We start from the raw sequence: 25,148 nt of genomic DNA, 5'->3' as shown, positions 1-25,148 counted from the left end.
CTCCATGGGCCGACGACATTGCCAACGAAATTGCCAATTTTTGTCTTGATGGCAGATCTGGATCAGTCCCGGCCCAACTGAAGCCCGCGCGTGCTGGAAAACCCGCTTTTGGGAGCCGGAGGCTCATGACACGCTGCGAGCCGTGTCCGATCCGATCCCCTGCAGAAAATTGCGTCCGCCATGCATCTTGCGAAAACGTCCGCCGGCCAACAGGCATTCAAGGAACGCCATGCCGATCTCTCTCCCCGGCTGCGCTCGGCCTTTTTGCTGTTTGACGGCCAACGCAGCGTGGCGCAGGTGCTGCAGGCCGTTGCCGGCATGGGCGTGACCCAGGACGAAATCCTGGCGCTGGTGGAGCGTGAATGGCTGGCGCCCCGCGATGCAGCCGAACCCCGGCTGGGCGTGGTGGCCGTTGCGGCGCCTGCCGTCACTGCTGCCGCCGCATCGCCGGCCCAGCCTGCCGGCGATGCGTCTGCGCCATCCGAGCCTTCGCTGGCCGTGCGCTACCGCAACGCCTATCCGCTGGCGGTGGCCATCACGGCCAATATGGGGCTCAAGGGATTCCGGCTCAACCTGGCCGTGGAGGCGGCCATGGGCTACGACCAGCTCGTGGCGCTGGCCCCGCGCCTGCGCGAGGCTGCCAGCCCCGCCAGCTATGTGCCGCTGCACGAGGCGCTGTTCGGCAAAGCCCCCTGAGCGAGAAGCCGCCCCCACGCTGTCCTTGCCGCGCAAGGTCAGATGCTCCTGGGGGCTCTTTGGACGCTCCGGAAATGAAAAAAGGCAAGGCGCCTTCGCGCCTTGCCCTTGCGTGGGCCAGCGGGTGCAGGCTCAGACGGCCAGCAGCTCCACGTCGAACTTCAGCGTGGCGTTGGGCGGGATCACGCCGCCAGCGCCGCGTGCGCCGTAGCCCAGTTCGGCCGGGATGATCAGGGTGCGCTGGCCGCCCACCTTCATGCCTTGCACGCCTTCGTCCCAGCCCTTGATCACCATGCCGCCGCCCAGGGGGAAGACGAAGGGATCGTTGCGGTCCTTGCTGGAGTCGAACTTCGCGCCTTGCACGCCGTTGTTGTAGAGCCAGCCCGTGTAGTGCACGGTCACGCTGCGGCCGCGCTGGGCCTCGGCGCCGTCACCCACGACGGTGTCTTCATACTGCAGGCCGGATGCGGTGGTGGTGAAAGCCATGGTGGTATTCCTTGAGAGAGAAACGGTGGGGGAAAAAGACTGTCCGGCGGCAAGAGGGCGAAGGGCCTGGCCGCAAGAATCACTTCTTGGCGCGCGCGGCCACCCAGCGGTTGGCGAATGCCTGCACATCGGACAGGCGCTTGAGCAGGTCCTGGCCGGCCAGCGTCACGGTATAGCCGTCGGAGCCATGCTCCAGCAGCCCGCATTCGCGCAGTTCCTTGATGCGGGTGTTCAGCGTGTTGGGCGTGATGCCGCCCACGCTGTCTTGCAGCAGTCGAAAGGTCTGAGGATGGCCGTCACGCAAAGCCCACAGCACGCGCAACGCGTAGCGGCATTCGAGTTTCTCGAACAGCTGGTTGATGGCGGCGTTTTCCTTGGAGCTCATGACGCTTCTCCTTGCGCAATGGTGTGTGTGAGCCGGCGGGGGCATCCGGGTGGGACGCGCGCCGAGCCAAGTCCCGGGGAACTATAGCTCTGGATCCATTCTGCTACAAGTTTGGTAGCTCAAAACCCACAGCGGCAATGCGCTTCGCTAGAGGAATACGCGAATCTCCGAACCAGTGTTGCAGGCCCGCCACGCAACCTGCCCGCTGGACTTCGGTTTCTCAGCTCTTGAGTTTGAGCAGATAGGTCATGACGCTGGCCGTGGTGTGCTCCAGCTCCAGAAAGCCGCTGAAATCGCGGCCTGCCTGCCACGAAGGCTCCCAGCGGTTCTGCCGCAGGGCGCGCTGCCAGCTTTCGTGCTGGGTCGCCTGCTCCACGGCGCCCAGCAGGGCCTGGGCGCGTGCGGCGCTGACCTGCTTGCCCGTGAAGACGGCGCGCCAGTTGGCCATGTCGGCATCCAGTCCCTGTTCGCGGAACGAAGGCAGGCCGAACAGGCTGCGGCGCGAAGACACGCCAATGGCGCGCAGCCTGCCGCTGGCCAGGGCTTCGCTGAACTCGCTGTAGCCGGACACGCCCATGCGCGCATCGCCCTTGAGCAAGGCCTCCACCACCTGGGCGCCGCCCGGAAAGGGCTTGTAGACCAGTTGCTCGGGCGCCGCCTTGGCGGCGCGCGTGAGCAGGCCGGCAAACATATGGTCCACGCCGCCGGCCGAGCCACCCGCAAACGACTGGTGGGCCAGATCGCTGCGCAGCGCGGCGACCAGGTCCTTGGCATTGCGGATGGGGGAGTCGGCAGGCACGGCCACTACCAGATAGTCGCTGGTCAGGCGGGCAATCGGCTGCACGTGCGACATGTTCACGGCCGGCTTTTGCAGCGCCACGGCACCGACCATGACCATGCCGCCGATCAGCAGCGCATCGGGGTCCTGGCCATGGCGTTCGACAAACTGTGCCAGGCCGATGGTGCCGCCCTTGCCGCCCAGGTTTTCATACTCCACGCGATCTGCCGCGCCGCAGGCCACCAGGGCCGCGCCCAGTGCGCGGCCGGTCTGGTCCCAGCCGCCCCCGGCATTGGCCGGAATGACGATGCGCAGGCTGGCGGCCACGCGCTGGCCCCCGGCGGCAGCGCGCGGCGCATGGGCCGCAGGCGTTGCAGTGGGCGGCGCGGCATGGGCCAGCGGGGAGCACAGCATGGCCAGGGCTGCGCCCTGTGCCAGCAGCTGGCGGCGGTTCTGGCGCGTGCCGTCACCGGAGTGGGCGGCGTTGGCAGTGGTTTGCGAAAAGCTCGGAAGGCGCATGCAGTCTCCAATCGGGTTCGCGCGCCATTGTGGGCGCAAATGAATCAGAAAAGCAGATTATGTAAGCATGTGCGTCAGCTAGTTGACATAACGCAGGCTGTCTGGCGGCATGGGTGCCAGATGCTTCAGGCGAGGGCTCATCGACGGTGCATCGCTGTCCCGGGATGCTTGGGGGCATGCGCGCTCCGGGGGCAAGGAGCGGAGATGGAGCGCCGTGACACAGATGTCGATTAAGCCGGTAAAGCTTGTGTAAATGCGATCAATTCTTATTCGTGGGCGGTAGAATCCCCCGGCCCTTTTCTTTCCTGTGCTCCCCGTGGCCGCCGCCGTGATGGTTGTGGCCGCGTGGTGCTGCCGCCTGCCTCTGTTGCGATGACATCCCCCAAACCGGACCCTCGGCGCCGTTCCTACTGGCTCAAGACACTGCACGAGTGGCATTGGGTCAGCTCTGCGCTGTGCCTGATCGGCATGCTGCTGTTCGCCGTCACGGGGTTCACGCTCAACCATGCGGGGCAGATCGAGTCCAAGCCGCGCATCGTGCGCGGCGAGGCGGCATTGCCGGACGCGCTGCGCGTGCAGCTGGTCCGGCAGCAGGCCAGCCAGTCGCGCGACCGTGCTCCCGTGCCTGCGCCATTTGCGGACTGGGTGCGCGGCCAGTGGGGGCTTGAAGCCGAGGGCCGCGAAGCCGAATGGACGGCCGACGAGCTGTATGTGTCCCTGCCTCGCCCCGGCGGCGATGCCTGGGTGCGCGTGGCCCTGGCCGATGGCGAGGCCGAATACGAGCGCACCGACCGGGGCTGGATCGCCTATCTGAACGATCTGCACAAGGGCCGCAACACGGGCGCTGCCTGGAGCTGGTTCATCGATATCTTTGCCGCAGCCTGCCTGGTGTTCTCCGTCACCGGGCTGTTCATCCTGAAGATGCACGCGGGCAACCGTCCCTTCACCTGGCCCATGGTCGGCATGGGGCTGGTGATTCCCATGCTGCTGGCCCTCCTGTTGATCCACTGAGAACCGAAAGAGCCTTGCCTATGAATCCGCACTTCTCTCTGCGCTACACCATGGCGCTTGGCGCCTGCCTGGGCGCGGCCCCGGCCTTTGCCGCCGGCCTGAACGTGGGCGTGGAGGTCCCGCGCCTGGATGTCGCCGAGTACCACCGCCCCTATGTGGCCGTGTGGATCGAGCGCGCCGACGCCTCGGTGGCCGCCACGCTGTCGGTCTGGTACGACGTGAAGATGCGCAATGCCGAAGGCACGAAGTGGCTCAAGGACATGCGCCAGTGGTGGCGCCGCACGGGCCGCGACCTGACGCTGCCCATCGATGGCGTGACCAGCCCCACGCGTCCCGTGGGCAAGCACCAGCTGAGCTTCACCGAAGGCGCCAACCCCTTCGCCAAGCTGCCGCCCGGCGAGTACAAGCTCGTGGTCGAGGCCGCGCGCGAAGTCGGCGGCCGCGAAGTGGTCACCGTGCCCTTCAAGTGGCCTGCCGCCAAGGCCGAGCAACTGAGCGCCAAGGGCAGCAGCGAGCTGGGCGAGATCAGCGTCGAGCTCAAGCCTTGAAATTGAAACCCCCTGAGGCCTTGCGCGTCTTCCCCCTCACGAGGCGGGTGACGCCATTGCTGCGGGGCGGCGCGGCCGGCCAGGCCCTTGCCCGGCATCCCTGAACTGGGCCCTGCATGTGGGCGGGCCACGCATCTTGCGGGGCACCCATGTGCCAGCCCCATCCACGAACCAAGGAGAATCTTCATGAAGTCCAAGACCCGCTTTGCCATCCGTCTGGCGGCCAGCCTCGCCATTGCCTGCGGCGCCTTCCAGTCCGCCCAGGCCCACAACCTGTGGCTGCTGCCCTCGACCACGGTGCTGTCCAAGGCCGAATGGATCACGGTGGATGCCGCCGTCTCCAACGACCTGTTCTTCTTCAACCACGTGCCGCTGGGCCTGGACAACCTCGTTGTCTCGGCGCCGGACGGCTCGGCCGTCGCGCCGCAGAATGCCCATCGCGGCAAGCTGCGCAGCGTGTTCGACCTGGACCTGCAGCAAAGCGGCACCTACCGCCTGGCCATCGTCAACGACGGCCTGTTCGCCTCCTGGAAGGACAAGGCCACGGGCCAGAACCGCCGCTGGCGCGGCTCGCCCGAGAAGTTCGCCGCCGATGTGCCCGCCGACGCGCAGGACCTGAAGGTGACCCAGTCCGTGGGCCGCATCGAGACCTTCGTGACCGTGGGCAAGCCCAGCGCCGTCAAGCCTTCGGGCAAGGGCCTGGAGCTGGTGCCCGTGACCCATCCCAACGACCTGGTCAAGGGCGAGAAGGCCACCTTCGCCTTCCATGTGGACGGCAAGCCCGCCGCCAACCTGGAAGTCGTGCTGGTGCCCGGCGCCACGCGCTACCGCGACAGCAAGGGCGAGATCAAGGCCACGACCGACGCCAAGGGCGAGTTCAGCGTGACCTGGCCCACCGCCGGCATGTACTGGGTGGACGCCGACGCCCAGGACAACAAGACCTCGCTGCCCCAGGCCAAGGAGCGCCGCCTGTCCTATGTGGGCACGTTCGAGGTGCTGCCCTGAGCCTTGCGTCCCCACCCGGGGTCCCGCCCGCGCCTGCGCCCGTGCGCGTGAGCTTCGCGCCCGCCCTGTTGCAGGGCAGCGCAGGCCGGGGCCTCGCCGCGCCTGTGCCCACGGGCGTGGCGTCCTTTGCCGTCTCCGGCTACGCGCCGCAGGCCGTGCGGCGGGCAGACCCCGCCGCGCTGCAAACACTCACCGGCGAGGCCATGGGCACGATCTGGAGCGTGCGCCTGCACAACCCGGGTTTCCGCCCGCTCGATGAGGCGCGCCAGGCCATAGAGGCTGCGCTGGCCCTGGTCGTGCGCCAGATGAGCAACTGGGAGGCTGATTCCGACATCTCGCGCTTCAACCGCGCAGAGGCGGGCAGCTGGCATGTGCTGCCTGCCGAATTCTTCACCGTGCTGACCTGTGCATTCGATTGGGCGCAGGCCAGTGGCGGCGCCTGGGACCCCACCGTGGGGCCGCTGGTCGAGCTGTGGGGCTTCGGCCCGCGTGCGGAAAAGGCGCAGGGCGCCAGCATCCCCGATGCCGATGCACTGCGGCGGGTGCGCGAGCGCGTGGGCTACAAGCGCATCGTGCTGGACCTGAAGGGCCGGCGCGCGCTGCAGCCCGGCGCCGTGCATGTGGACTTCAGCGGCATTGCCAAAGGCTATTCGGTGGACCTGGTCACCGAGCACCTGCAGGCGCTGGGCCATACCGATTTCCTCGTCGAGGTGGGCGGCGAGCTGCGGGCCTGCGGTCAGCGCCCTGGCAACCAGCCCTGGCGCGTGGCCGTGGCCAGCATGGCGGACCAGTCCACGCCGCTGGCGCTGCCGTTGCGCGACATGGCCATCGCCACCTCGGGCGACCACTGGCATGCCTTCGAGCAGGGCGGGCGCCGCTACTCCCACACCATCGATCCGCGCAGCGGCGAGCCCGTGGCGCACGGCCTGACCAGCGTCACCGTGCTGCATGCCGAATGCATGCAGGCCGACGCCCTGGCCACCGTGCTCACCGTGCTGGGGCCGCGTGCGGGCCTGGACTTTGCCGAGCAGCACGGCGTGGCCGCACTGCTGTGCGAGCGCACGGCGCAGGGCCCTGCCATGGCGATGACCACGGCGTTTGCCGCGCTGGCGCCGTGAGCGCCCCTATCCTTTTCTGCGCCGTGTAGATTTTCCAGTCACGCCATGTTCCTGTCCGAATCCGGGCTGCGCATACTCGCAGCCGCTGTCCTGGTACTGCTGTATGTGGTCATGTGCGCCGCCATCTGGTGGCGCGAGCGCCGCCAGCGCGCGCGGGCGCAGCACGAAGCCGCGGCGCTGGCCTCGGCGCGCGAGGGCGCGCTCCCCCTGCTTGTGGCCTATGCCAGCCAGACGGGCCAGGCAGAGGAGCTGGCACGCGAGACTGCGCGGCTGCTGCATACGGCCGGTGAGAGCGTGCATCTGTGCGCCCTCGATGCCGTTGATGTGAAGCTGCTGGCGCAGACCCAAAGGGCGCTGTTCATCGCCAGCACCTATGGCGAGGGCGATCCGCCCGACAACGCGGCCCTGTTCCTGGCGCACTCCATGGCGCAGGCGCAGGACCTGTCCCATCTGCAATACGGCCTGCTGGCGCTGGGCGACCGGCAGTACGCGCAGTTCTGCGGCTTTGGCCGCGCGCTGGACGGCTGGCTACGCGCCGCAGGCGCCAGCCCCTGGTTCGAGCGCATTGAAATGGACAACGGCGCGCCGCAGGCGCTGACTGCCTGGCAGCACCAGCTGACCCAGATCAGCAGCCTGGGCGACATGCCGGCATGGGAGCAGCCGGTCTTCAGCGAATGGACGCTGGCCGCGCGCCGGCACATGAACCCGGGCAGCGCAGGCGAGCCGGTGTTCCACATCGAGCTGCAGCCTCCTGCAACGGAGCCGGCGCTGTGGGAGTCCGGCGACCTGGCGCAGGTCTGCATTCCTGCGGACCCGCAGCATCCGCGCGAGTACTCCATCGCCTCCATCGCCCAGGATGGCTGCGTGCACCTGCTGATGCGCCAGGCGCGGCGCGAGGATGGCTCGCCGGGCCTGGCCTCGGGCTGGCTCACGCAGGGCGCGCCCCTGGGGGCAGCCATCACCCTGCGGCTGCGTGCGCACCGCAATTTCCGGCTGGAAGACAACCTGCAGCGCCCGCTGGTGCTGATCGGCAACGGCACGGGTCTGGCCGGCCTGCGCAGCCACCTGCGTGCGCGTGCCGCAGCAGGCCTGGGGCCCAACTGGCTGCTGTTCGGCGAGCGCAATGCCGCGCATGACCGGCTCTATGGCGACGAGCTTCAGGCCTGGTGCGAGGGCGGCGTGCTGCAGCGCCTGGACCTGGCTTTCTCGCGCGATCGCAGCGAAGGCGCGCCGCGCGCCTATGTGCAGGACCTGCTGGCGCAGTCCGGCGATGTGCTGCGCCAATGGGTGGCGCAGGGCGCCGCCATCTATGTGTGCGGCAGCCTGCAGGGTATGGCCCAGGGCGTGGACCAGGCGTTGCACGCCGTGCTGGGTGAGGCGCAAATGGACCAGCTGGTGCGCAGCGGCCGCTACCGGCGTGACGTGTATTGAGGTGGTGAGAGCAGCTTGCGCCAGCGCAAGCATTGGTGCCGTCAGCGCTTTCTGCTCCTAGGAACGTAGCATCCGTGCGACAGATAAATCCTATTGTGATCATGAGAATGGAAATGATTCTCAATGTTCATATAATTTCGTTACATATCCCCATCCCATCGCATAACCAAAGATTTCAAAGCGAGTTGCACGGGCCTCACAGCCCGTTTTCCGTTTCTGGAGTGTTTGCATGTCGTATCGCGATCTGCGCGGCGTTCTTCCGTCGCGTCCTTCCCCTCTGGCCCTCCTGGTGGCCGCCATCTGTGCTTCGGGTGCCGCATCGGCACAGACCCCATCGCAAAGCAATGCGGCTGCCGCCACCGAGTTGCGCGAAGTCGTGGTCTCTGCATCGGGCTTCGAGCAGGACATCAAGGAGGCGCCGGCCTCCATCACCGTCATCCCGCGCGAGGAACTGGCCAAGGGCCGCTTCGGCAGCCTGACCGACGCGCTGGAGAGCGTGGAAGGCATCGACGTAGGCGCCCCCGCGGGCAAGACCGGCGGCCTGAACATCAGCATCCGTGGCATGCCCAGCGACTACACGCTGGTGCTGATCGATGGGCGCCGCCAGAATTCGGCCGGCAATGTCACGCCCAACGGCTTTGGCGAGACGCAGACCAGCTTCATGCCGCCCATCGGCGCCATCGAGCGCATCGAGGTCATCCGTGGCCCCATGTCCACGCTCTACGGCTCCGACGCCATGGGCGGCGTGATCAACATCATCACGCGCAAGGTCGGCAAGACCTGGACGGGCAGCGTCAGCGCCGACTACACGCTGCAGCAAGAGTCGGAGTTCGGTGATATCAAGTCCGGCAAGTTCTACCTGAGCGGCCCCATCAAGGAGGACCTGCTGGGCCTGTCGATCCGCGGCAGCACCCAGCGCCGGGCCGCTTCGGACATCACCTATGCGGGCGCCAACGGCCAGCCAGCCGTTCCCATCATGGGCGGCAACCCCGTCAAGTCCGAGATCAACAACCTGGGCCTGCGCCTGGCGCTCACGCCCAACAGGTACCACGACATCACGCTGGACCTGGACTCGGGCCGCCAGACCTATGACAACTCGCAGGGCCAGTTGGGCACGCTGGGCATGGGAGGCTACAGCCCCGAGCAGAAATACAACCGTGACCAGCTCACGCTGGCCCATACCGGTCGCTACGGCTTCGGAACCTGGGACACCAGCTTCATGGTCAACCGGACCGAGACCATCGGCCGGACCATTCCCCGGGGAACCCCGGGCGCGACGCCAGGTGCCGCGCGCACGCTGGAGGTGGAAAGCAAGGTGCTGGACAGCAAGCTGGTCCTGCCCTGGGGTGCCCACCTGACCACGCTGGGCGGCCAGTGGTGGGATGCCGAGATGAAGGACGGCGTGGCGCCGAACAAGTTCGCCTTCACGCAGAAGGCCCTGTTTGCCGAGGACGAATGGAGCCTGACCGACGCCTTCAAGCTCACCATGGGCGCGCGCTATGACCGCCACAGCCTCTTCGGCGGCAAGCTCAGCCCGCGCATCTACGGCGTGTGGAATGCCGCGCCGCAGTGGACCGTGAAGGGCGGCGTCAGCAACGGCTACAAGACGCCGCGCGTGGAGCAGCTGGCGCCCGGCATCAACGGCTTCGGCCAGCAGGGCCGCCTGCCGCTGGTGGGCAGCCCCAACCTCAAGCCCGAAACCAGCCGCACCACCGAACTGGGCGTCTATTTCGACAGCCCCACGGGCTTTGCGGGCAGCGCCACGGTGTTCAACAACGAGTTCAAGGACAAGATCACCAGCGGCCCGGGCCTGATCAACTGCGACTTTGCGGCAGCGCCCAACCGCCCCGGCTGCGTGAGCTTCGGCGACTGGCCGCTGGTGGATGCCTTCGGCCAGTCCATCAACGTGGACGAGGCCGTCACGCGCGGCCTGGAGCTGAGTGCGCGCATGCCGCTGGCGCGCGGCTGGAACGCCAGCGCCAACTACACCTTCACCAAGAGCGAGCAAAAGAGCGGCCCCAACCGTGGCAACCCGCTGAGCGACACACCCAGGCACGCGCTCAACGCCCGCCTGAACTGGGAGCCGGGTGCCCAGTGGAACCTGTGGCTGCGCGCCGAGTACCGCAGCGAGCGCTACCGTGACCCCGGCACCAGCGCCAGCTCCCAGGCCGCCAAGGCCGCGCTGGGCAACTACAAGGCCTATACCCAGTTCCACCTGGGCGGCAGCTACCGCGTGAGCAAGCAGTTCACCATCAACGCGGCCATCTACAACCTGTTCAACAAGGATTTCGTGGACTACCAGCCTTACAACGTACCGGGCCAGGTCCAGGGTACCGTGATCTTTGGCAACCGCTACGCGAACAACCAGGAAGGCCGCCGCCTGTGGGTGTCCGCCAACTACGAGTTCTGAGGCGGGTTACGGGGCGCCTGGCTGGCCTGCATGCGTGAAGGGGCCAGCCTGACCAGCACCTGCAGCGTGCGGTTCAGCGGCACGGGCACGCCCAGGGCCTCGCCGCGCCGCACCACGTAGCCGTTGAGGTGATCGATTTCGCTGGGCTTGCCCAGCGCCAGGTCCTGGGCGGTGGACGAAAACTGGCCCGGCATGGTGGCCGGCAGGCCGCGCACGGCAGCGGGCACGTCGCCGGGCAGGGCCACGCCGTCGGCCCTGGCCACGGCCAGGCATTCGGCCACCACGTCGTCCACCACGTCCGTCACGCCGGGCGACTGCACCAGCGGGCCGTAGGGCAGCTGGCACAGCGCCGACAGCGCGTTGTAGGCGCAGTTGATCACCAGCTTGGCCCACAGCGCGCCGCGCACGTCGGGCGATACCTGCACGGCAATGCCTGCCTTGCCAAACTGCAGGGCCACCTGTTCACTGAGTGCAGACGGCGCAATGACCAGCTCGCCGCGGCCGAAATGGCGCACATGGCCGGGGCCGGCCATGGCCGTGGCCACGTAGACCACGGCGGCGGCCACGGCCACGGACGGGCCCAGCACGGCGCGCACGCGCTCGTCGTTGTCCACGCCGTTTTGCATGGTCAGCACCAGGGTGCCCGGCGCCAGGTGCGGCTGCATCTCGCGGGCCGCTTCCTCGGTGGCCGTGGACTTGACGCAGAACATCACCACATCGGCCTCGCGCACGGCGCTGGCCTCGGTCGATGCCTGCATGGGCACCTGGATGTCCAGTGCCGCCGTCTCCAGCCGCAGGCCATGCTGCTGCACGGCCTGCACATGGGCGGGGCGGCCGATCAGCGTGACCTGGTGGCCGGCGCGCGCCAGCAGTGCGCCGAAATAGCAGCCCACGGCGCCTGCGCCCATGACGGCGATGCGCAGCGGTTCGGAAGGAGAGGGGAGGCGGGCGGAAGAAGCGTCCATGGTGCAGATCGGATGGGCCTTTGATGGCGCCCAGTCTAGCCAGGCTGCCGTCGAAGGCCCATGCCGTCTTCCCTGCCGGGTGCCATTGCAGACGTCAGGCAGCCCTCATGCCGTCTGCAGGCACAGGTACTTGGTCTCCAGGTATTCCTCGATGCCGTGGCGCGAGCCCTCGCGGCCCAGGCCGGACTGCTTGACGCCGCCGAAGGGCGCGACCTCGTTGGAGATCAGGCCGGTGTTGATGCCCACCATGCCGTACTCCAGCGCGCGCGACACGCGCCAGATGCGGCGGTTGTCGTTGGTGAACAGGTAGGCGGCCAGGCCGTAGATGGTGTCGTTGGCGCGGCGCACCACCTCGTCCTCGTCATGGAAGCGGAACAGCGGCGCCAGCGGGCCGAAGGTCTCTTCCTCGCAGACTTGCATGCTGTCGTTCACATCGGCCAGCAGCGTGGGTTCGAAGAACAGCTGGCCCGGCACCGGGCGCCTGCCGCCCGCCAGCAGGCGCGCGCCCTTGGACAGCGCATCGGCCACATGGCTTTCCACCTTCTGCACGGCCGCCTCGTTGATCAGCGGGCCATGGGTCACGCCGGGCTCCAACCCGTTGCCGACCTTGAAGCCCGCCATGGCACGGGCCAGGCGGCGGGCCAGTTCGTCGTGGATGCCGTCCTGCACATAGATGCGGTTGGCGCACACGCAGGTCTGGCCGGCGTTGCGGAACTTGGAGGCCACGATGCCGGCCACGGCCTGGTCGATGTCGGCATCGTCAAACACGATCAACGGTGCATTGCCGCCCAGCTCCAGCGACAGCTTCTTGACCGTGTCGCTGCACTGGCGCATCAGCAGCCGCCCGGTGGCCGTGGAGCCCGTGAAGCTGAGCTTGCGCACCACGGGGCTTTGCGTCAGCGCCTGGCCGATGTCCTGCGGATGGCCGGTCAGCACCTGGAAGACGCCGGCGGGAATGCCGGCCTCCTCGGCCAGCACGGCCAGGGCCAGGGCCGTGAAGGGCGTGCTTTCGGCCGGCTTGACCAGCATGGTGCAGCCGGCGGCCAGCGCCGGGCCGGCCTTGCGTGTGATCATGGCGGCCGGGAAATTCCAGGGCGTGATGGCGGCGCACACGCCAATGGGCTCGCGCAGCGTGAGCAGCTGCTGGCCTGCGTTGGGCGACTGCAGCAGTTCGCCGTCCACGCGCTTGCCTTCCTCGGCAAACCATTCGATGAAGGAGGCCGCATAGGCGATCTCGCCGCGCGCCTCGGCCAGGGGCTTGCCCTGCTCCAGCGTCATCAGCCGCGCCAGATCGTCCTGGTGCGCCAGCATCAGGTCGAACCAGCGGCGCAGGATGCCGGCGCGCTGCTTGCCCGTCAGCGCGGCCCAGGCGGGCAGGGCGCGCTGTGCGGCGGCGATGGCGGCCTCGGCCGCGCCGGCCTGCAGGGCGGGTACCTGGCCCAGGCGCTCGCCCGTGGCGGGGTTGAAGACATCGATGGCGGGGCCGGAGCCCACGGGGTGCCAGCCCTGGGCAAGCAGGCAGGCCTGGCGGAAAAGATCGGGGCGTTGCAGTGAAAGACTCATGGTGCGGGAAGGCTCAGGCTGTGGAATGGATTCAGGCCGCGACCGGCTGGGGCGCGGTCTGGGTGATGGCGTTGGCGATGATGTCCAGCGCCTTGCCGAACAGCGGCTCTGGAATCGTCAGCGGATAGAGGAAGCGGATGGCGTTGCCGTACAGGCCGCAGGTCAGCAGCAGCAGGCCTTGCTGCTGCGCACGCTGGACGATGGCGGTCACGCGCTGCGCGTCCGGCGCACCGCTGCCGGGAATGTGGAATTCCACGGCCAGCATCGAGCCCAGGCCGCGCACTTCGGCGATGCCGGCATCCTGCGTCTGCAATGCCTGCAGGCGCGAGCGCAGCTGGCTGCCCAGTGCCAGGGCCCGCTCGCACAGGCGCTCTTCATCGATCACATCGAGCACGGCATGGGCTGCGGCCACGGCCAGCGGGTTGGCGGCATAGGTGCCGCCCAGGCCGCCGGGGTGGGGTGTGTCCATGACGGCCGCGCGGCCGACCACGCCCGAGATCGGCAGGCCGCCGCCCAGGCTCTTGGCCATGGTGATCAGGTCGGGCCGCACGCTGTAGTGCTCCATGGCAAACAGCTTGCCCGTGCGTGCAAAGCCGGTCTGCACCTCGTCGGCGATCAGCAGCATGCCGTGCTGGTCGCACAGCTGGCGCAGGCCCGTGAACAGCGCGGCAGGCACGGGGTTGAAGCCGCCTTCGCCCTGTACGGGCTCCACGATGATGGCTGCCACGCGCTGCGGGTCCACCGAGGTCTTGAGCAGCATGGCAATGGCGTCCAGCGACTGCTGCACGCTGATGCCCTGCACATCGCTGGGGAAGGGCGCGTGGAAGACTTCGCCCGGCATGGGGCCGAAGCCCTGCTTGTAGGGCGCCACCTTGCCCGTCAGCGCCATGCCCAGCTGGGTGCGGCCGTGGAAGGCGCCCTGGAAGGCGATCACGGCCGAGCGGCCCGTGGCATGGCGGGCGATCTTGACGGCGTTTTCCACCGCCTCGGCGCCCGTGGTGAAGAAGGCGGTCTTGGCCGGGCCGTCGATGGGCGCCAGTGCATTGATGCGCTCAGCCAGTGCAATGGCGCTTTCATAGGGAACGATCTGGAAGGCCGTGTGCGTGAAGCACTCCAGCTGGCGCTGCACGGCCTGCACCACGCGCGGATGGCGGTGGCCCGTGTTGAGCACGGCAATGCCGGCCGCGAAGTCGATGTACTGGCGGCCCTCGGCATCGGTCAGCAAGGCGTTGTCGGCCTGCACGGCATGGAAGCCGCACATCACGCCCACGCCGCGCGGCATGGCGGCGGTGCGCCGGCTCTGGAGTTGCTGGTTGACGGACGAGGCTCTGGTGGTGTCGTTGGTGGCGGCGCTGGACATGGGAAGGTCTCCGTTGAGATGGCTGCAATGCTTACGGTTATAGTGGCGATTGGTTCCATGAATGGAGCCATCTTTTGAAAAGATGATGGTGCCAATCGAGTTCGCCACCATCGCTTCCACAAGGCAGGCAACGCAGGCAACGCAGGCAAGGCAGACATGGCAAAACCTTCCGTGTGCGCGGACCTCATCCTCCAGATGGACTGGCGCGGGCTGGGCGGGGACCGCGTCCGCCTGAACCGGGCCCTGTACCTGGCGCTGCGCCAGGCCGTGGACAGCGGGGCCCTGTTGCCGGGCAGCCGCCTGCCGGCCTCGCGCGACCTGGCCCGCGAGCTGGATGTGTCGCGCAACACCGTCAACCATGCCTATGAGCAGCTGCAGGTGGAGGGCTATGTGCGTAGCCAGGTCGGGCGCGGCACGCAGGTGGTCGACACCCTGCCTGCGGCCATGCTGCTGAGCGGCGGACGTGCACCCGCCCGCCGCGCTGCCGCCGCAGCGCCTGCGCCTGGCGGCGGCCTGTCCGTGCAGGCACAGGCCTTGCTGAAAACCGCCCAGGCTTCGGAGCAGCAATGGGGCGCCTTCATGCCTGGCGTGCCCGACGTGACGCAGTTCCCGCGCGCCGCCTACGCGCGCATCCACAATCGCCTGCTGCGACACGCCGGGCCGCAGCTGCTCACCTATGGCACGCGCGGCGGCGTGGAGGCGCTCAAGCAGGCGCTGGCCGAGCACCTGCGCGTGGCGCGCTCGGTGAACTGCGCGCCCGACCAGGTGCTGATCACAGAAGGCGTGCACCAGGCCATCGACCTGGTGGTGCGCAGCCTTGCCGACCCTGGCGACTGCGTCTGGATGGAGGAGCCGGGCTACTGGGGCATCGCCAACGTGTTGCGCATGCAGCACGGGCTGAGCCTGCACAGCGTGCCAGTGGACGAGGAGGGCATGCATCTGCCGGACGGCCTGCCCGTGCCGAGGCTGATCTTCGTCACTCCCTCGCACCAGTACCCGCTGGGCGCCGTCATGAGCATGGCGCGGCGCCGCGCGCTGATCGCCTACGCGCGCCGGGTGGGGGCCTGGATCGTCGAGGACGACTACGACAGCGAATTCCGGTTCTCCGGCAGCCCCGTGCCCAGCATGCAGGGCATGGAGGAGGACGCGCCCGTCATCTACATAGGCACCTTCAGCAAGACCCTCTACCCGGGACTGCGCATGGGCTACATGGTGCTGCCCCCGACCCTGGCCGAGCCGCTGCGCCGCATCCATTCAGAGCTGTACCGAGAGGGTCACCAGCTGCCGCAGCAGGTCATCGCCGAACTGATCGTGGAAGGCCACTACGCCGCCCACATCCGCAAGATGCGCCTGCTCTACGGCAAGCGCCACCGCATGCTGATGGCCTTGATCGAGCGCTATCTGGGCGCCGACCACCTGCCCTGGGTGGATAGCGGCGCGGGGCTGCATTTCGTGATGCAGCTGCCCGGGCAGGACGATGATGTCGTGCTCGCCGAGGACCTCCGGCAGGCCGGCATCTTCGTCAAGCCGCTGTCGCGCTACTACGCGGGTCCGCACCGGCGGCGTGGCCTGCTGCTGGGGTACGCCTGCGTTTCCGAGGAAGAGATAGGCGCAGCCTTCTTCCGCATGCTGGCAGTGCTCGGAGCCCGGCATGGCCGGCGCTGAGGCCCGGGCCGGACCATCCGGCCGGGCGCCGCCTTGGCTCCCGACGCCAACCCTTTTTTGTCTGCCTAAGGACGCACCATGATCTCCATCCGCCCCGTTGAACCCCATGAATGGCCGCAGTACCGGGATATCCGCCTGCGTGCCCTGCGCGATGCGCCCGACGCCTTCGGCAGCACCTGGGAGTCGGAGGCCGCAAGGGTTGACGCGGACTGGGCTGCGCGGCTGCAGGCCGCCGTTGCCGGCGGCAGGGACAGGGTGCTCTTCGCCGTCAACGGCGGCCAGGCCTGCGGCCTGCTCTGGTGCAAGCTGTGTGCCCCCGAGCCCGGCGTGGCCGATCTCTTCCAGATGTGGGTCGATCCCGCCGTGCGTGGCCGGGGTGCGGGCCAGGCCCTGCTGGCCCAGGCCGTCGCCTGGGCCTGGCACAAGGGCATGCAGCGTGTGCGGCTGGGTGTGACCGATGCCGACTCTCCCGCCATGCGCCTGTACCTGGCGAACGGCTTCCGGCCTGTGGGCGGGCTGCAGCCGCTGCGCGAGGGCTGCGAACTGCGCGTGCAGACGATGGCCCTGGACCGGGCCGGCGGCTGAGCCGCTGCACAGCGCAGGAAGTTCCGGCAGTCAGTCCCTGCGGCCTCTGTCGCCCCCTGGTGGCCCCCTGTAGCCCCCCGTAGCCCCGGGGCGTCCACAAGGCCGTCCTGCATCAGCCCGGCAGCACGGCCGGTGAAGGCACCTGCCGGGTCTTGGCCAGTTGCGCGTTGCTGTAGCGAAGATCAGCGGTGACCTCCGCTCCCAGCCAGGCGGGCGAGGGCGGCTGGATATCCTCGCTGGCCAGTTCGATCTCGGCCGTGACCAGCCCGGCCAGCGGGCCTTCGAATACATCGACCTCGAAGTCGAAGCCGTCCACCGTCACGATGTAGCGCACCTTTTCGAGTGCGCCATGCGCGCAGTGCTGGGCCAGCAGCGTCTCGGCGTCGGCCAGCGGAATCCGGTATTCGAATTCGGCGCGGCTCATGCCGCGTGCCGGCCCCTTGAGCGTGAGAAATCCGGCGTCCCCGGCGATGCGCACCCGCACCCACATGCCGTTGTCGGCGATGTATCCCTGCGCCATGCGCACGCCGGTCAGGCCGGTCACGACGCCGGGGTCGGCCACAAGGTACTTGCGTTCGATTTCGATAGCCATGCTGATGCCCTTGCAGACAAAGGCGGCAGTCTATCGCGCCACCATCGCCCTGCCCGGCAGATGGCCGGCCACAAACAAAAAGCCCCGCAGGGGAGTGCGGGGCTTTCTTGGGGGCGGTTGCCGGCCCGGGGGGGCGGCATCCACAGCGCCTTACAGCGAGTCGATGAAGCTGCGCAGCTTGTCCGAGCGGCTCGGGTGCTTGAGCTTGCGCAGGGCCTTGGCCTCGATCTGGCGGATGCGTTCGCGCGTGACGTCGAACTGCTTGCCCACTTCTTCCAGCGTGTGGTCGGTGGACATTTCGATGCCGAAGCGCATGCGCAGTACCTTGGCTTCGCGCGGGGTCAGGCCGTCGAGGATGTCCTTGACCACGTCGCGCAGGCCGGCCTGCATGGCGGCGTCCACGGGAGCGGTGTTGTTGGTGTCCTCGATGAAGTCGCCCAGGTGCGAATCGTCGTCGTCGCCGATCGGCGTTTCCATGGAGATCGGCTCCTTGGCGATCTTCATGATCTTGCGGATCTTGTCTTCCGGGATCTCCATCTTGGCCGCCAGGATGGACGCGTCGGGCTCGAAGCCGAACTCCTGCAGATGCTGGCGCGAGATGCGGTTCATCTTGTTGATGGTCTCGATCATGTGCACCGGGATGCGGATGGTGCGCGCCTGGTCGGCGATCGAGCGCGTGATGGCCTGGCGGATCCACCACGTGGCATAGGTCGAGAACTTGTAGCCGCGACGGTATTCGAACTTGTCCACGGCCTTCATCAGGCCGATGTTGCCTTCCTGGATCAGGTCCAGGAACTGCAGGCCGCGGTTCGTGTACTTCTTGGCGATGGAGATCACCAGGCGCAGGTTGGCCTCGATCATCTCCTTCTTGGCGTCACGGCTGGCGCGCTCGCCGTCGTTCATGCGCTTGTTGATGCGCTTGAGCTCGTCCAGCGGCACGACCACGCGCGATTGCAGGTCGATCAGGTTCTGCTGCAGTTCCTGCACGGGCGGGACATTGCGCTCCAGCACGCTGCTCCAGGGCTTGCCCGCCGCGACCTGCTCCACCACCCACTGCAGGTTCAGCAGGTTGGGCGGGAACTGGGCGATGAAGGTTTCCTGCGGCATGCCGCACTTGTCCACGATGATCTTGCGCAGCTCGCGTTCCTTCTTGCGCACGTCATCGACCTGGGCACGCACGAGGTCGCACAGCTTCTCGATGGTCTTGGCCGTGAAGCGGATGGTCATCAGCTCTTCGGTCAGGGCCTTCTGCACCTTGATGTACGTGGGCGTGCCGTAGCCTTCCTTGTCGTACACCTTGTGCATCTTGTCGAAGTTCTCGCGCATGGCGTCGAAGCGGCGCAGCGCCTCGTTCTTGAGTTCTTCGAGCTTCTTGGTCAGTGCCTTGGAGCCGCCCTTGCCGTCGTCGTCGTCCTCTTCGTCGTATTCGTCGAAGTCTTCTTCGGCCACGTAGTCGTCGTTCTCATTGGCGTTGACGAAACCGTCGACGATGGTGGAGATGACGACCTTGCCTTCGCGGATTTCCTCGGACATGGCCAGGATTTCGGCGATGGTGGCGGGCGAGGCCGAGATGGCCTCCATCATGTCCATCAGGCCGCCTTCGATGCGCTTGGCGATTTCGATCTCGCCTTCGCGCGTCAGCAGCTCCACCGTGCCCATTTCGCGCATGTACATGCGCACGGGGTCGGTGGTGCGGCCGAATTCGGAGTCCACCGTGGACAGGGCGGCTTCGGCCTCTTCCTCGGCTTCCTCTTCGGTGGTGGCGGACTGGCCCGTGTTGTTCAGCAGCAGGGTTTCCGCGTCGGGGGTCTGCTCGTAGACGGCCACGCCCATGTCGTTGAGCATGGAGATCACGACTTCCAGCGTCTCGGCATCGACCAGCTTGTCGGGCAGGTGGTCGTTGATTTCGCTGTGCGTCAGGTAGCCGCGCGTCTTGCCCAGCTTGATCAGCGCCTTCAGGCGCTGGCGGCGGGTGGACATTTCCTCTTCGGTCAGGACGGTTTCGTCCAGGCCGAATTCCTTCATCAAGGCACGTTCCTTGGCCTTGCTGATCTTCATGCGCAGGGGCTTGACCTTTTCAGCCGGGGCCGAGGAGGCCTCGACCTCGACTTCCACTTCGGTCTCGACTTCGCCTTCCACTTCGCCATCGATGTCGCCATCGATGTCCGACAGGTCGGCGTCGTCCATGTCGTCGCCCGCTTCCTTGGCCTTGGGCTTGCGGCCGCGCTTGGCGGGGGTCTTGGCTGCAGCGGTGGAGGTGGCGGCCTTGGCCGGCGCCTTCTTGGCGGCAGCAGGCTTCTTTTCTGTCTGGGCGGGGGCGTCGTCGCCTTCGGCTGCCTTCTTGCGGCCACGCTTGGGCGTCGCGGCGGCGAGCAGTTCGTCGGCCATGGCTTTGAGTTCGGCTTGGGACTTGGTTACCACGTCGGTATCTTTCTTTGCTTTGGCCGCAGATGCGGCGCTCTTCGGTCCTGCAGCGGCTTTGCCGGCACCGGCCTTGACGGCCGGGGCTGAAGAGGTTGTCGAAGTCTTGGGCTTCGCTGGAGCTTCGGGGGCCTGCTTGGACTTCACGGACTTTGAAACGGGCATGAGCACCTCACGGTCGGGAGCGAACACACACAAAGGGAAACTCAAACAAGCGCCGCCTAAGCGCGCGCGGACGGACTAGGCCCGCCAGGGAAGCGTACATATTCCAGGCAAGATGTCTGGGCGATCATTTGGTGTGCAGTCCTTGCGGGAAATTGGGCCGTGCAGTTGCTGCAATCACGTGAGTTCGTCACGGGGCCCGGTCCGGAGGTGCTGCTGTCGCTCTTGCCGATAGCCCCCAATTATATCTGCTTACCTCGATTTCAAGAGGAAGTGCGCATCTGGTTTTCCAGGGCCTGCTGTCGGGCAAAGAGATCGCGATAGCGCTGGGCGGCGCTGGGGTCCCGTGCCATGTCGCGCAAGGCTTCGTCGATCTGGGCCTTGATGTGGACGATGACCATGCGATTGAGGACATCACGCAACTCACGGCGCAGCTCGGGCAGTTCGCCCTCGGGATGCGCGTGGGGGCCGCTCATGAGCCTGTCTGCCAGCGTTTCGTGAGGCAGGCCGCGCAGTTGTTCGCGCAGCACGGCAAAGGGCCGGGCCCCGGATTCCTGGAACTGTGCCTCCATCCAGCGGAACATGGCGCCATGTTCGCCTGAGCAGTGCGCCAGTGCCTCGAAGTCCTCGTGGGTGAGTTCTTCCATGAATTCCATGTGCGCCATGAGCAGGCGTGCCGCCTGGTCGGTGCGTGTGGCTGGCGCGCCACGCGGGCCCATGGGGGGCGGGTTGAAGTCGGCCCGGCCATTCTTGTCCCAGGGTTTGCGCGGCCAGGGCTTTTTGCCGCCGCGCCCGGGCTCGCCGCTGCGCCAGCCGCCCGCGCCGCTTCCATGGCCGCCACGCTCGTGCCAGCCCGAAGGCGCGCCGTATTCGACAGGCTGGCCCCAGTCGGGCGCGGCCGGTGCATGGCCGGCCTGCTGGCCCGGATGGGAAGCACCGCCGGCCATGGAGCCCCGCGCCGGGCCGCTGCGAGCGGCTTCCTGCGACCACAGGTCGGAGAGGTCGCGCGCATCGAGCTGCACGAGTTCGGCGATCTCGCCCAGCAGCTGGCGCTTGAGCGCGCCGTCAGGCAGGGCCGTCCACAGGGGGCGGGCATTGCTGGCCATGTGGGCACGGCCTTCGGCCTGGCCCAGGTCGCAGCCTTCGCTGGCCGCCTCGATGAGAAAGCGGCTCAGCGGCAGCGCGTCGCCCACGTAGCGGGCAAAGGCTTCGCTGCCGTATTCGCGGATGAAGCTGTCCGGGTCGTGTTCGGCGGGCAGGAAGAGGAATTTGACGCTGCGCGTGTCGCTGGCATAGGGCAGGGCCGCATCGAGCGCCTTGCGCGCGGCGCGCCGGCCCGCCCCGTCGCCGTCGAAGCTGAAAACGACGGCGTCAGTAAATCGAAACAGTTTGTGAATGTGATCGGGCGTGCAGGCCGTGCCCAGCGTGGCGACGGCGTTGGCAAAGCCCAGCTGGGCCAGGGCCACCACGTCCATATAGCCTTCGGTGACCAGCGCATAGCCCATGTCGCGCAGGGCGGTGCGGGCCTCGAACAGGCCGTAGAGTTCGCGCCCCTTGTGAAACACCAGGGTTTCGGGCGAATTCAGGTATTTGGGCTTCTCGTCGCCGAAGACGCGGCCGCCGAAGCCTATGCACTCGCCCTTGACGTTGCGGATGGGAAACATCAGCCGGTCGCGGAAGCGGTCGTAGCGCTTGCCGTCGTCCTCGCCGACGATGACCAGGCCCGATTCTTCGAGCTGCGGATCGTCGTAATGCGCAAAGACGCTGGCCAGGTTGCGCCAGCCGGCGGGCGCATAGCCCAGGCCGAAGCGCCTGGCGGTCTCGCCCGAGACACCGCGGCGCTTGAGGTATTCGATGGCCTGGGGGGAGGCCTTCAGGTGCTTGCGGAAAGATTCACCGGCCTTTTCCAGCACGTCGGTGAGGGTGGCCTGTTTCTGCTTCTGGGCGGCCTGGCGCTCGCGCTCGGCCGGGCTGATGTCGTCCTGCGGCACCTGCAGGCCGACCTGACCGGCAAGATCCTGCACCGCTTCGACGAAGCCCATGCCGGCATGGTCCATCAGAAAACCGATGGCGTTGCCGTTCTTGCCGCAGCCGAAGCAGTGATAGAACTGCTTGCTGGGGCTGACGGTGAAGGAAGGCGACTTCTCGCTGTGGAAAGGGCACAGGCCCATGAAGTTGGCGCCGCCCTTCCTGAGCTGTACGTAACGGCCCACGATGTCGACCACGTCGACGCGCGCGAGCAACTCCTGGATGAACGATTGGGGAATGGACACCCGCGTATTGTGCCTTCGCGGGGCCATCCGGCCGTGCCCCGGGGGCACTGGCCGGCAGCGCCCGGCCCTCAGCCCAGGCGCTGGAAGGTCAGCGTGAAGGCCACGCCATCGCGCGTGTTGTGGGCCCTGATCGTGCCGCCCATCTTGGCCATGTAGGTCCTGGCCACGAACAGGCCCTGTCCTCGGTGCTCGGCGCCGCTGGCGGCAGAAGGCTCCTGGGGCGCGGACACCCCCAGCTCGAAGATGCGCTCCAGCAGGTCCTCCGCAATGGTGGCGCCCTGGTTGTGCAGCGTGGCGCTGGCGGTGGACTCGGAGGCCGACAGCGACAGCGTGATGGCCGTGCCGGCCGGCCGGTAGCTGTCGGCATTGCGCAGGATGTGGGTGACCACGTCCTCCAGGGCAAATTCGTCGGCGCGCACGATCACGGCGCCGGCGGCTCCCGCGCTCCCGCTCTTGTTCCCGCCTTCGTAGACCACATCGGCAATGCCCGCATAGTGCGCGTTGGCCGCCACGTGGCTGAGGAAGGCGTCCAGGTCCAGCCGGCCCTCCGGCACGGTGGCGGCCTGCAGCGCCTCGGCCGGCGATGCCGTGCCGTAGAGCACATGCACGGCCTGCTGCATGCGCTGCACATAGCGGTGGCCGGGGTCGTCGGGGCCGTACAGCACCATCAGCGATTGCAGGGGCGACATGATCTCGTGGCCCACGGCATGCCACATGTCGCGTTCCTGCTGAGCGCGCAGCTGCTCGCGCTGCAGGTCGTCCTTCACGCGCTGCAGCAGGTCGGCCAGGCCGCCGGCCAGAATGCCCAGCTCGTCGGAACCACGCAGGTCCGACACTTCGAGATCGCCCAGGCGTGGCCCGACATGGCCGTCCTGCACGTTGTAGGAGACGGCGGCGGCGCGCCGGGTGAGGGCGGTCACGCGGCGGATCAGCCCCAGCTCGACGATCAGCCAGGCCAGCGCAATGGCGGCCAGCATGGCGCCCAGGTACCAGGACAGGCGCGTGGCCACGGCGGCCAGGCCCTGCTCCACATCGCGCGGGTGGCCGGTGAAGCTGACGGTGTAGTTGCCCGTGGGCGTGTCCAGAATGTCCTGGCCCGTGGGCACGGCCGGGGTCATGGTGGCGGCGGAGACGCCGGCTGCATGCAGCGGCAGCCAGCTGATCAGGCGCAGCAGCCAGGGCGCCGACGGCGCGGCCTGCACATCCACGCCCTTGAGGGTGATGGTGCTGGCCTCGTCGGCACCCACCTTGCGAATCTGCACGCGCTCGCCGGGCAGCAGGCTGCGCGAGATGTCGTTGAGCGAGGCGGCCAGCTGCGCCCCCGGCGCATTGCTGTCGAACAGGGGCGCGGCCGCCTCGCCCGGGGCCAGCATTTCCACGCGCACACGCATGCTGCCCAGGTCTTCGGGCGGCCAGACGGGGCGCACGTCCCTGCGGAACAGGGCCTCGCGGAACAACTCGACCGGCAGGCGGATGGAGTAGTGCGTGCGGCGCAGGCAATCGGCTGCAGGGGGTGTCTTGTCATTGCCCGCATGGCCCTGCACGCCAGGCGGCAGGTCGCGGCAATGGCCGTTCTGCCAGAGCCAGCCACGGAAATCGCGCACGGGCCGCGCGCGGGCGTCAAGCTGGGGCGTGCCGTTGTCCACAAAGCCGGTGAGCCGGCCGTGCTCGCCGTTGCCGGCCCTGCTGCCCTGCTGCGGCATGGCCTCATAGGGGGCGATCCAGCGGTAGGTGCTGCCGCGCATGTCCAGCGTGATGCGGGCGCGGTGCGCCTGGGCGGGCTCGCGCGAGCCGCGTTCGCGCGGTGTCAGCTCGCCTGCGAAGAAGCTGCCCACCAGATAGATGAAGCCGCCTGCGTAGGGGTTGTTGCCGATCGCTGCGCACAGCGAGGCGCCATCGGGATACTGCACCGAGCAGCCGGCCATCTCCACGGCCTGCTGGGACTTTTGCGGATCGTCGAAGTCGATGGCCGCGTAGGGCAGCAGCAGCGGCGCCAGCGGTGTCACGCCCTGGCCCAGGTGTCCGGCATTGAGCAGGGCCAAGCGTCCCGAAGGATGGCGCAGCCGCGCCATGACCTCGGCCTGGCTGCGCACAAAGCCGTGCTGGTAGGCCTGCCAGGCGCGTTCCTTCTCGTCCTTGAGCACCACCACGCTCAGCGCCACCGTGGCCACGGCCAGCAGCACGAACACGCCGCGCAGCAGGATGCGCTGGCGGAAGGCGGCCAGGCCCAGGCGCGGAACTTCCAGCCGGGGCAGCTCCAGTTTGGGGTTGAGCAGGCGCTTCATGCGCGGGCGGCGGCGCCGGCCTGGCCCACCCAGCGAAAGCCGCGCATGGGCACGTTCTCTATGCCTTCGAAGCCCGGGTCCACCTCGCGCAGGGCCTCGCGGATGGTGCTCACATGCTTGCGCACGTTGTCGCGGTTGCGGCCGCTTTTGACCACCTCGAACAGCTCGTCGTAGGACACCACTTCGCCGCTGCGCTGGTGCAGCGTGGCCAGGATGCGCTGAGCCGTCAGCGGCAGGTTGATGCGCTCTCCGCGCCAGGTGGGCGTGCGCTGCCACAGCGGGTCCAGCACCAGGGCATCGCCTGCGGGCGCTGCGGCGGCCTGCGCGGCCACGGGCGCTGCGCGCTGCGTGGTGCGCAGGATGTCCAGGAAGGTCTCGATGAAGTCCGCCTCCTCGAACGTGGTCTTTTGCAGGTAGTCCCAGGCGTCCAGCGCTTTCATGATGCTGCGGTAGATGGCGGCCGGCATGGCCGACACCACCAGCACCGGCGTGCCCTGGCCCAGCTTGTTGATGGCGTTGATCAGGGCCACGCCCGCGTGGCGCTCGCGGCCCAGCTCGATGTCCAGCACCACGGCGTCGTAGTGCTCGCGCGCCAGGGCGGCCTCGGCCTCGTCGCGCGTGAACCACTGGTCGATCACGATGCCGCTGCGCGCACTGCGTATCCATCCCGCCAACTGGTTGCTGGTGGGCAGGTCGTCTTCGATCACGGCGATACGGGTCATGGGGCTGTGCAGTGGTGGGGTCGGGGGAGGCCGCCGTGGCGGTGTTCGCGGGATTATCTCGGCCCTGCGCCGGCCCGGGTGTGAGTTTTTCTTCCGGGGCCGGAGCGTTTGCGCTGCCGGTGTGAGCGCTTTGGTCCGTGCGCCGCGTTGTTGCTTCCGGGGTGGATC

20 protein-coding genes are annotated in these 25,148 nt (G+C 67.9%); 9 read left to right on the top strand and 11 right to left on the bottom strand.

Annotated features, from left to right (window positions below):
* Positions 1-180 precede the first annotated feature (180 nt).
* Entirely contained in the window at positions 181-696 is a 516-nt protein-coding gene (locus ACN20X_RS23760) for a hypothetical protein (RefSeq protein WP_034364171.1), read from the top strand.
* A gap of 132 nt (positions 697-828) precedes the next feature.
* On the opposite strand, the gene ACN20X_RS23755 is transcribed toward ACN20X_RS23760, so the two are convergent.
* The 3 genes from ACN20X_RS23755 to ACN20X_RS23745 form a co-directional block, all read right to left on the bottom strand.
* A complete protein-coding gene (locus ACN20X_RS23755; protein WP_012206859.1) occupies positions 829-1,182 on the bottom strand; it encodes an FKBP-type peptidyl-prolyl cis-trans isomerase in 354 nt (117 codons plus the stop codon).
* Positions 1,183-1,261: 79 nt separating this feature from the next.
* Positions 1,262-1,567 (bottom strand): winged helix-turn-helix transcriptional regulator, encoded by a 306-nt coding sequence (locus ACN20X_RS23750; protein ID WP_012206858.1) that lies wholly within the window; start codon positions 1,565-1,567, stop codon positions 1,262-1,264.
* Positions 1,568-1,787: 220 nt separating this feature from the next.
* Positions 1,788-2,864: a tripartite tricarboxylate transporter substrate-binding protein gene (locus tag ACN20X_RS23745; protein WP_209671950.1), complete on the bottom strand. Its 1,077-nt coding sequence runs from the start codon at positions 2,862-2,864 to the stop codon at positions 1,788-1,790.
* Between the two features lie 372 nt (positions 2,865-3,236).
* Between ACN20X_RS23745 and ACN20X_RS23740 the strand changes: the two genes are divergently transcribed.
* From ACN20X_RS23740 to ACN20X_RS23715, 6 genes are all read left to right on the top strand, one after another.
* Positions 3,237-3,875, top strand: coding sequence for a PepSY-associated TM helix domain-containing protein (locus tag ACN20X_RS23740; RefSeq protein ID WP_473209977.1), 639 nt, complete (start codon positions 3,237-3,239; stop codon positions 3,873-3,875).
* Between the two features lie 20 nt (positions 3,876-3,895).
* A complete protein-coding gene (locus ACN20X_RS23735; RefSeq protein ID WP_016447595.1) occupies positions 3,896-4,423 on the top strand; it encodes a DUF2271 domain-containing protein in 528 nt (175 codons plus the stop codon).
* A 186-nt stretch (positions 4,424-4,609) separates the two neighbouring features.
* Complete coding sequence (locus tag ACN20X_RS23730; RefSeq protein ID WP_016451270.1) at positions 4,610-5,428, top strand: DUF4198 domain-containing protein; 819 nt, start codon at positions 4,610-4,612, stop codon at positions 5,426-5,428.
* Between the two features lie 41 nt (positions 5,429-5,469).
* Complete coding sequence (locus tag ACN20X_RS23725) at positions 5,470-6,546, top strand: FAD:protein FMN transferase (protein ID WP_473209976.1); 1,077 nt, start codon at positions 5,470-5,472, stop codon at positions 6,544-6,546.
* A 45-nt stretch (positions 6,547-6,591) separates the two neighbouring features.
* Positions 6,592-7,977, top strand: a complete 1,386-nt coding sequence (locus tag ACN20X_RS23720) for a sulfite reductase subunit alpha (protein WP_016451272.1) — start codon at positions 6,592-6,594, stop codon at positions 7,975-7,977.
* Positions 7,978-8,206: 229 nt separating this feature from the next.
* Positions 8,207-10,387 carry a TonB-dependent receptor domain-containing protein gene (locus ACN20X_RS23715; RefSeq protein WP_473209975.1) on the top strand — a complete coding sequence of 727 codons (2,181 nt, stop codon included), beginning with the start codon at positions 8,207-8,209 and terminating at the stop codon, positions 10,385-10,387.
* Here the strand turns inward: ACN20X_RS23715 and ACN20X_RS23710 are convergent.
* The 3 genes from ACN20X_RS23710 to gabT form a co-directional block, all read right to left on the bottom strand.
* Complete coding sequence (locus ACN20X_RS23710; protein ID WP_473209974.1) at positions 10,375-11,352, bottom strand: ketopantoate reductase family protein; 978 nt, start codon at positions 11,350-11,352, stop codon at positions 10,375-10,377. The genes ACN20X_RS23715 and ACN20X_RS23710 overlap by 13 nt on opposite strands.
* Positions 11,353-11,457: 105 nt before the next feature.
* Positions 11,458-12,915 (bottom strand): NAD-dependent succinate-semialdehyde dehydrogenase, encoded by a 1,458-nt coding sequence (locus ACN20X_RS23705; RefSeq protein WP_017404126.1) that lies wholly within the window; start codon positions 12,913-12,915, stop codon positions 11,458-11,460.
* Between the two features lie 31 nt (positions 12,916-12,946).
* Entirely contained in the window at positions 12,947-14,275 is a 1,329-nt protein-coding gene (gene gabT / locus ACN20X_RS23700; protein WP_473209973.1) for a 4-aminobutyrate--2-oxoglutarate transaminase, read from the bottom strand.
* A 156-nt stretch (positions 14,276-14,431) separates the two neighbouring features.
* On the opposite strand from gabT, the gene pdxR reads away from it, so the two are divergent.
* Positions 14,432-15,940 carry a MocR-like pyridoxine biosynthesis transcription factor PdxR gene (pdxR, locus tag ACN20X_RS23695; protein WP_473209972.1) on the top strand — a complete coding sequence of 503 codons (1,509 nt, stop codon included), beginning with the start codon at positions 14,432-14,434 and terminating at the stop codon, positions 15,938-15,940.
* A gap of 78 nt (positions 15,941-16,018) precedes the next feature.
* Positions 16,019-16,525, top strand: coding sequence for a GNAT family N-acetyltransferase (locus ACN20X_RS23690; RefSeq protein WP_016447586.1), 507 nt, complete (start codon positions 16,019-16,021; stop codon positions 16,523-16,525).
* 112 nt (positions 16,526-16,637) lie between these two features.
* On the opposite strand, the gene ACN20X_RS23685 is transcribed toward ACN20X_RS23690, so the two are convergent.
* The 5 genes from ACN20X_RS23685 to ACN20X_RS23665 form a co-directional block, all read right to left on the bottom strand.
* A complete protein-coding gene (locus tag ACN20X_RS23685) occupies positions 16,638-17,117 on the bottom strand; it encodes a CYTH domain-containing protein (protein WP_074920971.1) in 480 nt (159 codons plus the stop codon).
* 150 nt (positions 17,118-17,267) lie between these two features.
* Positions 17,268-19,703 (bottom strand): RNA polymerase sigma factor RpoD, encoded by a 2,436-nt coding sequence (rpoD, locus tag ACN20X_RS23680; protein ID WP_016447584.1) that lies wholly within the window; start codon positions 19,701-19,703, stop codon positions 17,268-17,270.
* A gap of 260 nt (positions 19,704-19,963) precedes the next feature.
* Positions 19,964-22,000 (bottom strand): DNA primase, encoded by a 2,037-nt coding sequence (gene dnaG / locus ACN20X_RS23675; RefSeq protein WP_473209971.1) that lies wholly within the window; start codon positions 21,998-22,000, stop codon positions 19,964-19,966.
* A gap of 41 nt (positions 22,001-22,041) precedes the next feature.
* Positions 22,042-24,258 carry a sensor histidine kinase gene (locus tag ACN20X_RS23670; RefSeq protein ID WP_016447582.1) on the bottom strand — a complete coding sequence of 739 codons (2,217 nt, stop codon included), beginning with the start codon at positions 24,256-24,258 and terminating at the stop codon, positions 22,042-22,044.
* Positions 24,255-24,980, bottom strand: coding sequence for a response regulator transcription factor (locus tag ACN20X_RS23665; protein WP_016447581.1), 726 nt, complete (start codon positions 24,978-24,980; stop codon positions 24,255-24,257). The genes ACN20X_RS23670 and ACN20X_RS23665 overlap by 4 nt, the downstream gene beginning before the upstream one ends.
* Positions 24,981-25,148: the final 168 nt, after the last annotated feature.

This window comes from Delftia sp. PX-1, from assembly GCF_055797465.1.
This window is presented reverse-complemented; position numbering and strand designations above follow the sequence as displayed.